The following is a 12,193-nucleotide window of genomic DNA, read 5'->3' on the forward strand; positions in this document are numbered from 1 at the left end:
GGGCGCAATACCTTGACGCGCAAGATCAAGGAGAGGGCGACCGGCTGTATCGCACCGGCGACCTGGTGCGCTACCGCCTGGACGGCGAACTGGACTTCGTCGGCCGCAACGACTTCCAGGTCAAGCTGCGCGGTTTGCGGGTGGAGCTTGGCGAGATCGAAGCGTCGTTGACCGCGCACCCGGCAATCGGCCAGGCCGTGGTGCTGATGCGCGAAGAGCGCCTGGTGGCCTACTTCACCTGCCGCGAGGGCAGCAGCGCGCCGGCGCTTGAAGTACTGCGCAGTCACCTGTTGGCGCGCATGCCGGAGTACATGGTGCCGCAGGCGTTCGTTGCCCTGGCCCAGTTGCCTTTGAGCAACAACGGCAAGGTCGACCGCCAGGCCCTGCCGGCGCCGGGTGCAGAGTCGGTGATCAGCCGCGCCTACCAGGCCCCGCGCGGCGAGCTGGAAACCGCGCTGGCCGAGATCTGGACCGATGTGCTGAAGATCGAGCAAGTCGGCCGAGATGACAACTTCTTCGAGCTGGGTGGCCATTCACTGCTGGCCGTCGGCTTGGTGGCACGCATGCGTCAGGCCGGCCTGCATGTGGATGCCCGCACCTTGTTCAGCCAGCCGACGCTGGCGGGGCTTGCGGCCAGCACCCGCCTCGAACAGGTCGAGGTAGTGATACCGCAGACCACCATTCCCAGCCTGGGCAAACGCAGGCGCATCTGAAATCACCGGGGCCGCATAGCGGCCCCGGTGCTATCCGCAATTGTCCCCGCTTCCCATGTCAGACCGACCGGTCACGATCCTTTAGCGTGTCCACGATCCCTATTTCCAGGCAAAGCAGGATGCTTACCGATGCACTTCAGCGAACTGATGGCTGCTCTTTCCACCCGTGCAATCCGACTCCAGCGTGAAGACCAGGACCTGATCGTCCTCGGCGATGACGACACCTTGGACGATAGCTTGTGGGAGGCGTTGTCGCGGCACAAGCCGGCGTTGCTGGAGATGCTCGCCGAACGCGATGACGACTGGCTGAGCCCGGCCTTTCGCATCACCCCCGATATGTTGCCGCTGGTGGCCCTGGAGCAACAGGCCATCGACCGCATCGTCGCCAGCGTGCCCGGCGGCGCCGCCAATGTTCAGGACATCTACCCGCTGGCGCCGCTGCAGCAGGGCATGCTGTACCACCACCTGTCCGCCAGCGACGGCGACCCGTACCTGTCGCAGGTGCAACTGCGCTTTGCCAGCAAAGCCCACCTCGAAGCCTTCGCCGAGGCACTGCAGTGGGTGATCCAGCGCCATGACATCCTGCGTACCGCGCTGCACTGGGAGTACCTTGACCAACCGGTGCAAGTGGTCTGGCAGGAGGCGACGCTGGTCCGCGAAGCCGTCCCGGTTGCCGGTAGCGCGGCGCTGGCCGAGTTGTGTGCGCGCTTCGACCCGCGCGAGTACCGCCTCGACCTGCGCCAGGCGCCGCTGATGCAGCTGATGCACGCGCAGGGCGAAGGTGAGGCGTGGGTGGCACTGCTGATGTTCCACCATGTGGTCATGGACCATACCGCGCTGGATATCGTGCGCCGGGAAATCCAGGCGCACCTTGCCGGCCAGGCCGACCACTTGGCCGCGCCCATGCCGTTTCGCAACGTGCTGGCCGCCGCCCGCCAGGCACTGGATGAGCAGGCCCATGAAGGGTTCTTCCGCGAGATGCTGGGTGACATCGATGAGCCGACTCTGGCCTTCGGCCTGCAAGCCAAAGGCGATGCGCTGCTGGAGCAGGCACGCCTGACCTTGGCCCCGGCGCTCAGCCAGCGCCTGCGCAGCCAGGCCCGGCAACTCGGGGTAAGCCCGGCGAGCGTGCTGCACCTGGGTTTCGGCCGGCTGGTGGGGCAGCTTTCGGCGCGTCAGCAGGTGGTGTTCGGCAGTGTGCTGCTGGGCCGCATGACTACCGGCGACGGCAGCGAGCAGGCGCTGGGCATGTTCATCAACAGCCTGCCGCTGCGTATCGACCTTGGCGCAACCGGCGTGCGTGATGCGCTGCTGGCCACCCACCGGCGGCTCAGCGCCTTGCTCGGCCACGAACAGGCGTCCCTGGCCCTGGCCCAGCGCTGCAGCGGCGTGGCGGCACCGGCGCCGCTGTTCAACACCCTGCTCAATTACCGCCACAGCGATGCGGGCGATGCTGCCGACATCATCCCGGTGGCCGACGGCATCGATATCGTCGGCGCCGAGGAACGTACCGATTACCCGCTGACCGTCAGTGTCGATGATTTGGGCGACGATCTGCGCCTGACCGTGCAGAGCCTGCCCGAGTGGGGCGCGGCACGCCTTTGCGCGCAGTTCGAGCAGGTCCTGGCCAGCCTGGTCGAGGCGTTGGAACATGCGCCCACTGCACCTATGCAAGGGCTGCAGGCACTGCCCCTGGCAGAGCGCGAACAGTTGCTGCAACAGTTCAACCACACGGCTCAGGCGTACCCGCAGGGGCAGACCGTCCACGCCATGGTCGAAGCCCGCGCGGCCAGCGCACCGGCTGCGTTGGCGCTGCTGCAGGGTGACCAGGCGTTGAGTTACGACGCACTCAACCGCCACGCCAACCAGCTTGCGCATCAGCTGATCGCGCGTGGCGTCAAGGTGGGCGACCGTGTTGCCCTGTGCCTGCCGCGCAACAGCGGGCGCGTGGTCGCGTTGCTGGGCGTGCTCAAGGCGGGCGCGGCCTATGTACCGGTAGACCCCGCCTACCCGGCAGAGCGCATTGCCTACCTGCTGGCCGACAGCGAACCGGCACTGGTGGTGAGCGAGACGGCTATTACCGGGTTGCCGGCCGGGGTTCCGCGCCTCGACCTGGATCTTGCACAAAGCATCGCTGCGCACGACAGCAACCCTCAGTTGCCTGAGTTGCACGCGCAGCACCTGGCGTATCTGGTCTACACCTCCGGCTCCACCGGCCAGCCGAAGGGTGTGATGATCGAGCATCACACCCTCGCCAACCTGGTGCACTGGCACTGCCAGGCCTTCGCGCTGGACGCCACTGCACACGCATCCAGCGTGGCCGGTTTCGGCTTCGACGCCATGGCCTGGGAAGTCTGGCCCGCCCTGTGCGCCGGGGCCACGTTGCACCTGCCACCTGCGCACATCGCCAACGAGCATGTCGATGAACTGCTCGACTGGTGGCTGGCGCAGCCGTTGACGGTCAGTTTCCTGCCTACACCGGTGGCCGAGCAGGCCCTGCGTCGCGAACGTCAGCACCCGACCCTGCGCACCTTGCTGGTAGGCGGCGACCGCCTGCGCCAGTTCGACCGTGACCCAGGGTTTGCCTTGGTCAACAACTACGGGCCGACCGAAACCACCGTGGTCGCCACCTCCGGGCAGGTGGTGCCTGGCGGGCCTCTGCACATCGGCCGGCCGATCGCCAATACCCGCGTCTATGTGCTGGACGAAGGCCTGCAACCGGTGCCGGTCGGCGTCACCGGTGAGTTGTTCATCGGCGGGGCGCAAGTGGCGCGTGGCTACTTCAACCGCCCAGCGTTGACCGAGCAGGCGTTTCTCGTCGACCCGTTCAGCGCGCAGCCCAACGCACGGATGTACCGCAGCGGTGACCGGGTGCGCTGGAATGCCGACGGTACCCTCGACTACCTCGGCCGCAACGACGACCAGGTGAAGATTCGCGGCGTGCGGGTGGAGCTGGGCGAAATCGAAGCCACCCTCGCAGCGCAGCCCGGCATCGACGCGGCCGTGGTGCTGGTACGGGGCGAGCGTCTGCTGGCCTGGTTCACCGAGACCGCCCCGGTAGATATCGAAACTTTGCGCCAGGCCCTGCAGGCCCGCTTGCCGGCGCACATGGTACCGCTGGCGTTGCTGCGCCTGGCTGAGCTGCCGCTGACCAGTCACGGCAAGCTGGACCGCCGCGCACTGCCCGACCCGGCTACCTCGCAGTTGTTCGGCCAGGCATTCGAGGCGCCTGAAGGTGAGACCGAAGCCACGATGGCGGCCATCTGGGCCGACGTGCTGGGCGTGGAACGGGTAGGGCGGCACGACAACTTCTTCGAACTGGGCGGCCACTCGCTGCTGGCGGTGACACTGGTCGAGCGCCTGCGCAAGGCTGGCCTGCTCATCGATGTGCGGGTGCTGTTCGCCCAGCCGACCCTGGCCGCGCTGGCCAGCGCAGCGGCTATCGGCCGCGAAGTGACGGTGCCCGCCAACCGGGTGCCGCTGCACGCTGAACGGATTACCCCGCAGATGCTGAGCCTGGTCACCCTGGAGCAGGCGACCCTCGACGACATCGTCGCCAGCGTGCCGGGTGGCGCTGCCAACGTGCAGGAAATCTACCCGCTGGCACCCCTGCAGGAGGGCATTCTCTACCATCACCTGAGCGCCGAGCAGGGCGACCCCTACCTGCTGCAGACCCGCCTGGCCTTCGACAGTGTCGAGCGCCTGCTGGCCTGGGCCGGTGCCCTGCAGCAGGTTATCGACCGCCATGACATCCTGCGCACCGCAGTGCTCTGGCAAAGGCTGGCGCAGCCGCTGCAGGTGGTCTGGCGCAAGGCCGAGCTGGTGGTCAGTGAAATCGATGACCTGGCCGATGACGATGGCAGGCTGCGGATCGAGCAGTTGCATGCGCGTTTCGATGCACGGCACCACCGGCTGGACCTGACCCAGGCGCCGCTGACCCGCCTGTACTACAGCCTGGACCCCGCCAACCACCAAGTGGTGGCGATTCTGCTGTTCCACCACCTCACCCTCGACCACACGGCCATGGACGTGGTCGCCCGCGAAATGCGCGCATTGCTGTTTGGCCAGGGGCACACGCTGCCGGCCGCGGTGCCGTACCGCAACTATGTGGCCCAGGCCCGCCTGGGTGATCAGGCCGGCCACGAGGCGTTCTTCCGCGAGATGCTCGCCGATGTCGATGAGCCGACCTTGCCGCTGGGCTTCGCCGACGTGCAGGGCGATGGCCGAGGTATCGAAACGGCCTTCCAGGCGCTGGATGGCGAGGTGGCCCTCGGTTTGCGCGCCCAGGCCCGGCAACTGGGTGTCAGCGCCGCGAGCCTGATGCACCTGGCCTGGGCGCGGGTGCTGGGGGTGCTTGCCAACCGCCATGACGTGGTCTTCGGTACCGTGCTGATGGGCCGCCTGCAAGGGGGTGAGGGCGCCGACCGGGCGCTGGGCATGTTCATCAACACCCTGCCGCTGCGGGTGGACACCACGCTGGCCGTGCGTGCCGCCGTGCGCGCCACCCACCGTAGCCTGTCGGCCTTGCTCGGCCATGAGCACGCGCCGTTGGCCCTGGCCCAGCGCTGCAGTGGCGTGGCGGCTTCTGCGCCGCTGTTCAGCGCCTTGCTCAACTATCGGCACAGCGCCGACGCTGCAGCGCGTGACGGCGAGGGCATCTGGGAGGGCGTGCGCCTGCTCGGGGGCGAGGAGCGCAGCAACTACCCGCTGACCCTCAGTGTCAACGACCTGGGTGATGGCTTCACGTTCAGTGTGCTGGCCGTCGAGGGCATTGGTGCGGCGCGGGTTGCCACGTGGATGGCCAATGCCGTCACCCAGCTGCTGCAAGCACTGGAGCAGGGGCAGGAGGCGCCGGTCGACAGCATATCGATCTTGAGCGATGAAGCTCGCCAGCAACTGCTGGGCAGCTTCAATGCCACCGCGCAGCACTACCCGCAAGGGCAGACGGTGCATGCCCTGGTGGAAGCCCGGGCAGCGGCGACCCCCGATGCCACGGCAGTCAGCCAGCCGGGCATGGCGCTCAGCTATGGTGACCTCAACCTTCGGGCCAACCGCCTGGCGCACCAGTTGATCGCACGCGGCGTGCGCTGCGGTGACCGGGTGGCGTTGTGCCTGGGCCGTAGCGCCGAGCGGGTGATTGGCCTGCTGGCCGTGCTCAAGGCCGGGGCCGCCTATGTACCCGTGGACCCAAGCTATCCCGCCGAACGCATCGCCTACCTGTTGGCCGACAGCGCGCCCGCCCTGGTGTTGAGCGAAGCGGCCATCGACGGCTTGCCTGCTGGCATACCGCGCCTGAACCTCGACCAGGCCGCCAGCGATGGCGCCCTCGACAGCAACCCGCACGTGCCCGGGCTGGATGCCCACCAGTTGGCCTACCTGGTCTACACCTCTGGCTCCACCGGCCAGCCCAAAGGGGTGATGGTCGAGCACCATACCCTGGCCAACCTGGTGCACTGGCACTGCCAGGCCTTTGCGCTGGAGGCCGGTGCACGTACTTCAAGCGTCGCGGGCTTCGGTTTCGACGCCATGGCCTGGGAGGTCTGGCCGGCATTGTGTGCCGGTGCCACGCTGCACCTGCCACCTGCGCACATCGGCAATGAACATGTCGAAGCGCTGCTTGACTGGTGGCTCGAACAGCCGCTGACCGTCAGCTTCCTGCCCACGCCCGTGGCCGAACAGGCGCTGCGCCGCGAACGCCAGCACCCGACCTTGCGCACCTTGCTGATCGGTGGCGACCGCCTGCGCCAGTTCGACCGCGACCCAGGCTTTGCCCTTGTCAACAACTACGGGCCGACCGAGACCACGGTGGTCGCCACCTCTGGGCAGGTGCTGCCCGGCGCTGCGTTGCACATCGGCAAGCCCATCGCCAATACCCGCGTCTACGTGCTCGACGCGCATCGCCAAGCGGTGCCGGTGGGCGTTGTGGGCGAGCTGTACATCGGCGGTGCGCAGGTGGCGCGGGGGTACTTCAATCGCCCTGAACTGACCGAGCAGCGCTTTTTCGCCGACCCGTTCAGCCGCAAGCCTGGCGCGCGCATGTACCGCAGCGGCGACCTGGTGCGCTGGAACGCCGATGGCACCCTCGATTACCTCGGCCGCAACGACGACCAGGTGAAGATTCGCGGCATGCGCGTGGAGTTGGGTGAAATCGAAGCCGCCCTGGCCACGCAGGCGGGTATTGCCGATGCCGTGGTGCTGGTGCGGGGCGAGCGCTTGCTGGCCTGGTTCACCGAGTCCGCACCGGTGATGATCGACGCTGTGCGTCAAGCGCTGCAGGCCAGCTTGCCGGGGCACATGCTGCCGCAAGCGTTTATCCGTGTGGAGGAGTGGCCGCTGACCAGCCACGGCAAGCTGGACCGCCGCGCCCTGCCCGAACCGGATACCGCCGATTGGGTCAGCCGGGGTTACGAGGCGCCCGTCGGCGAGACCGAAGCGGCCATGGCCAGCGTCTGGGCCGAGGTGCTGGGCGTGGAGCGGGTAGGGCGGCATGACAATTTCTTCGAACTGGGCGGCCACTCGTTGCTGGCGGTGACCCTGATCGAACGCCTGCGCCAACAGGGCCTGCCGACCGACGTGCGGGTGCTGTTCGGCCAACCGACCGTGGCCGCACTGGCGGCCGCACTGGGCAATGGTCGCCAGGTAAGCGTGCCGGACTACTGCATTGCAGAGGGCTGCACCCACATCACCCCGGCCATGCTGCCGTTGCTGGCCCTGGATGCCGCCGCCATCGAGCGCATCGTCGCCACGGTGCCCGGTGGCGCTGCCAACGTGCAGGACATCTACCCGCTGGCACCGCTGCAAGAAGGCATTCTCTACCATCACCTGAGCGCCGCCGACCAAGACCCGTACCTGCTGCAGTGGCGCGTGGCATTCGACAGCCAGGCCCGCCTGCAAGCGTTCGCCGCTGCCCTGGACCAGGTCATCGCCCGCCACGATATCCTGCGCACCGCCGTGCTGTGGGACGGCCTGGCGCAGCCAGCCCAGGTGGTCTGGCGCAGCGTGCCAGGGTCGGTGCTGGTTGAGTGCGCCGAACAGGCCGGCCGAATTGACCTCAGCCAGGCCCCATTGATGCGCCTGCTGGCGAACCCGCAGCCGGGCGCCGAACGCATTGAGGCCACCCTGCAATTCCACCATATCGCCCTTGACCATACGGCCATGAAAGTGGTGCTTGCGGAGATCCGCGATCACCTGCGCGGGCAACAGCCCAGCCAGCCGGCCGTGCCCTACCGCAACTATGTGGCCCAGGCCCGCCTGGCCATCAGCGAGGCCGAACACGAGGCGTTCTTCCGCGCCGAACTGGCCGACATCGACGCGCCGACCTTGCCCTATGGCCTGCTCGATCTGCAGGGCCAGGCCAGTGCCTTCGAACTGGCCACCGTGCAGTTGCACAGCGAGCAATACCGGCGCCTGCGCCGCCAGGCGCAGCAGCTGGGCGTAAGCGCCGCCAGCGTGCTGCACCTGGCCTGGGCGCGGCTGGTGGCCGCCACCAGTGGCCAGGACCGCGTGGTATTCGGCACCGTGCTGCTCGGCCGCCTGCAAGGCGGTGCGGGGGCCGACCGCGGCCTGGGCATGTTCATCAATACCCTGCCGCTGCGCTTGGACCTGCAGGGGCTGGGTGTGCAAGCCGGTGTGCGCCTGGCCCACCAGCGCCTGAGTGCGCTGCTGGTGAACGAGCATGCCTCGCTGGCCCTGGCCCAGCGCTGCAGCGGTGTGGCTGCGCCGACACCTTTGTTCAGTGCCATGCTCAACTACCGCCACGGCGCCAGCCAGCCCGAACAGCAAGCGCAGCGCGAAGCCCTGGAAGGCATCGAGGCCCTGCCCAGCGGCGGGCACGGCAACTACCCGTTGAGTGTCAACGTCGACGACCTGGGCGACGGCCTGCGCCTGACCGCGCAGGTTAGCGCCCAGGTAGGCGCGCAGCGCGTCTGCGAGCAACTGTTGCAGGTGCTGGTCGGCTTGCTGGATGCCCTTGAGCATGCGCCCCACACGCCAGTGCAGCAGCTGCCAGTACTGACACCGAATGAACGCCAGCAACTGCTGGCCAACGCCACGCAGCAGACCGACGCTGCGGAGCAACCGTTGCACGCGCTGTTCGAGGCGCAGGTGAGGCGCACGCCGAATGCCATTGCCCTGGCCGCCGAGGAGGGCGAACTGAGCTATCGCCAGCTCGACGAGCAGGCCAATCGCCTGGCCCATCACCTGATCGGCCTGGGGGTAAAACCCGATGACCGTGTGGCGATCTGCGTCGAGCGTGGTTTGTCGATGGTGGTCGGCTTGCTGGCCATCCTCAAGGCGGGCGGTGCCTATGTGCCGGTCGACCCGGGTTACCCGGCCGAACGCATCCGCCACATGCTGGTGGACAGTGCGCCGCTGGCGGTGCTGGTGCACAGCGCGACCCGCGAGGCCGCGCACGGCACCCAAGCGCCCCTGGTCGACCTCGACCAGCCGTGCTGGCACGCCCAACCGATCAGCAACCCACGCGTGCCTGCGCTGAACGCGCGGCATCTGGCTTATGTGATCTACACCTCTGGCTCCACGGGCCTGCCCAAAGGGGTCATGGTCGAGCACCGCAACGTGGTCAACCTGGTGCACTGGAGCCAGCGGCTTTGCCAGCCAGCGGGGGACGGCGCGGTGCTGCACAAAACCCCGGTCAGCTTCGATGCCTCGGTGTGGGAGCTGTTCTGGCCACTGTGCAGCGGCCTGCGCCTGGTGCTGGCACGCCCGGACGGCCAGCGCGACCCGCAGTACCTCGCGCAACTGATCGAGGCGCAGCAGGTCAGCGTGGTGCAATTCGTGCCGGCGTTGCTGCAGCAGTTCCTCGAAACCCCCGCCAGCAGCCGCTGCACCCGCCTCAGCGATATCGTCTGCGGTGGCGGCGAGTTGACCGAAGCCCTGGCCGCCCAGGTGCGTCAGCGCCTGCCGGGTGTGCGCCTGCATAACGTTTATGGGCCGACCGAGACCACCGTCGATTGCAGCGCCTGGACGCTGGAACCGGGCGCCGAGCTGCCGCAAGGGGCATTGCCGATTGGCACCGCCATCGACAATACCCGCCTGTATGTACTCGACCCCTACGACCAACCGGTGCCCTGGGGCGTGGTCGGCCACCTGCACATCGGTGGCGCCGGCGTGGCACGTGGTTACCTGGGCTTGCCAGCGCAGCAGGCCGAGCGTTTCATCGCCAGCCCCTTCGTCGACCACGAGCGCCTGTACCGCAGTGGTGACCTGGTGCGCCAGTGCCAGGACGGTAACCTAATCTTCCTTGGCCGCAACGATCACCAGGTGAAGATTCGCGGCCTGCGCATCGAACCGGGTGAGATCGAAGCCTGCCTGGTGCGTATTCCCGGCGTGCGCGAGGCAGTGGTGCTGGCCTTCGACGCCCCGGTCAGTGGCGCGCGCCTGGTGGCCTACCTCACCGGTGAGCCGCAGGCAGCAGACAGCCTGCGCGAAGGGTTGCTGATGCATCTGCCGGAATACATGTTGCCGGCGCAGTACATCCACCTCGCCCAGCTGCCTTTGACGCCGAATGGCAAACTCGACCGCAACGCGCTGCCTGCCCCGGACGGTGCATTGCATGAGCGCCTGTACGAGGCCCCGCTCGGTGATACCGAAACCCTGCTGGCTCGATTGTGGGCCGAGCTGCTCGGCGTGCAGCAGGTAGGCCGGCACGACAACTTCTTCGAACTCGGAGGCCATTCGCTGCTGGCGGTCAGCCTGACCGCACGGCTGCGGCTGGAGGGCCTGCAGGTCGATGTGCGCACCCTGTTCGGCCAGCCAACGGTTGCGGCCTTGGCCGCGACACTGGGGCGTAATCAGCAAGTCGTGGTGCCTGCAAATCGTATTCCTGCCGACTGCCCGCGTATCACCCCAGACCTGCTCAGCCTGATCGAACTCGACCAAGCGGCGCTCGACCGCATCGTTGCGAGCGTGCCGGGCGGTGCCGCCAATGTGCAGGACATCTACCCCCTGGCGCCCCTGCAGGAAGGCATTCTCTACCATCACCTGAGCGCCGAGCACGATCCTTACGTGCTGTATTCACGGCTGCGCTTTGCCAGCCTGGAGCGCTTGCAAGCCTTCGCCAGCGCGCTGGACCAGGTCATCGCCCGCCATGATGTGCTGCGTACCGCCGTGCTCTGGGAGGGCCTGCCGCAAGCCGTGCAGGTGGTCTGGCGGCATGCGCCGCTGCAGCTTTTGCACCTCGAAGCAGGCGCGAGCGGCCTGGACCTGAGCCAGGCGCCGCTGATCCGTCTGCTGCATCGTCAAGTGCCTGGCACCGAGCAGATCGAAGCCACCTTGCAGTTCCACCACATCGTCCTCGACCACACGGCCCTGGAAGTGGTTGGCGAAGAGCTGATCGGCTTCCTGCACGGCACGCCGCCGGTGGCCACCCCGGTGCCGTATCGCAACTATGTCGCCCAGGCGCGCCTGGGCATCAGCCAGGCCGCGCATGAGCGGTTCTTCCGCGAACAACTTGCCGATATCGATGAGCCGACCTTGCCATTCGGCCTCAGCGATGTGCAAGGCGATGGCCGCGACATGCACGAGGCCAAGCTGGCGCTGTCGGCCGAGCTGGCCGCAGGGCTGCGGCGCCAGGCGCGGCAGCTTGGCATCAGTGTCGCCAGCCTGTTCCACCTGGCATGGGCACGCCTGCTGGCGGCTGCCAGTGGCAAGGACCGCGTGGTGTTCGGCACCGTGCTGCTTGGTCGCCTGCAAGGCGGCGAAGGCGCCGAGCGGGCGCTGGGCATGTTCATCAATACCCTGCCGCTGCGCGTCGACCTGAACGAGGTGAGCCTGCGCGAGGGCGCGCAGGCCGTGCACCAGTGCCTCAGCGCACTGCTGGCCCACGAGCACGCGTCCTTGGCGTTGGCCCAGCGTTGCAGCGGTGTGGCTGCGCCGTTGCCACTGTTCAGCGCCATGCTCAACTACCGCCATGGTGCTGAAACCAGCGCAGAGCAGCGTCAGGCATGGCAAGGCATCGAGGTGTTGGAAGGCCAGGAGCGTACCAACTACCCGCTGAGCCTGAACGTGGATGACTTGGGTGAAGGCTTCCGCCTGGTTGCCATGACCCCGGCGCAAGTGGGCGCGGCACGTATTTGCGGGCAGATGCACCAGGTGCTGGAGGCGATGGTCGAGGCCCTGGAACAGACGCCGGAGTTGGCATTGCAGCGCTTGCCGGTGCTGGAGCCAGAGGAACGCCAGCGGGTGTTGGTTGGCTTCAACGATACTGCGGTGGCTTACGACCTTGAGCAGACCCTGCATGGGCTGATTGAAGCGCAGGTCGTGCGCACACCGGATGCGGTTGCAGTGCGGGCTGAAGAAGGTTCGCTCAGCTACCGCGAGTTGAATGAACAGGCCAACCGCCTGGCGCACCACCTGATCGCGTTGGGCGTGAAGCCTGATGATCGGGTGGCGATCTGCGTCGAACGGGGGCTGTCGATGGTGGTTGGCCTGCTGGCTATCCTCAAGGCAGGCGGCGCTTATGT

2 protein-coding genes are annotated in these 12,193 nt (G+C 67.5%); both read left to right on the plus strand.

What is annotated here, in order from left to right; genetic code table 11:
• Positions 1 to 713, plus strand: a 713-nt coding sequence (locus tag NP534_RS22225; protein WP_274100136.1) for a phosphopantetheine-binding protein, incomplete at its 5' end; no start/stop codon positions are given.
• 129 nt (positions 714 to 842) lie between these two features.
• Positions 843 to 12,193 (plus strand): non-ribosomal peptide synthetase (locus NP534_RS22230; protein ID WP_274100137.1); only part of this gene is annotated, 11,351 nt, incomplete at its 3' end.

The organism is Pseudomonas sp. 39004 (genome assembly GCF_028682155.1).
Classification (GTDB): domain Bacteria; phylum Pseudomonadota; class Gammaproteobacteria; order Pseudomonadales; family Pseudomonadaceae; genus Aquipseudomonas; species Aquipseudomonas capeferrum.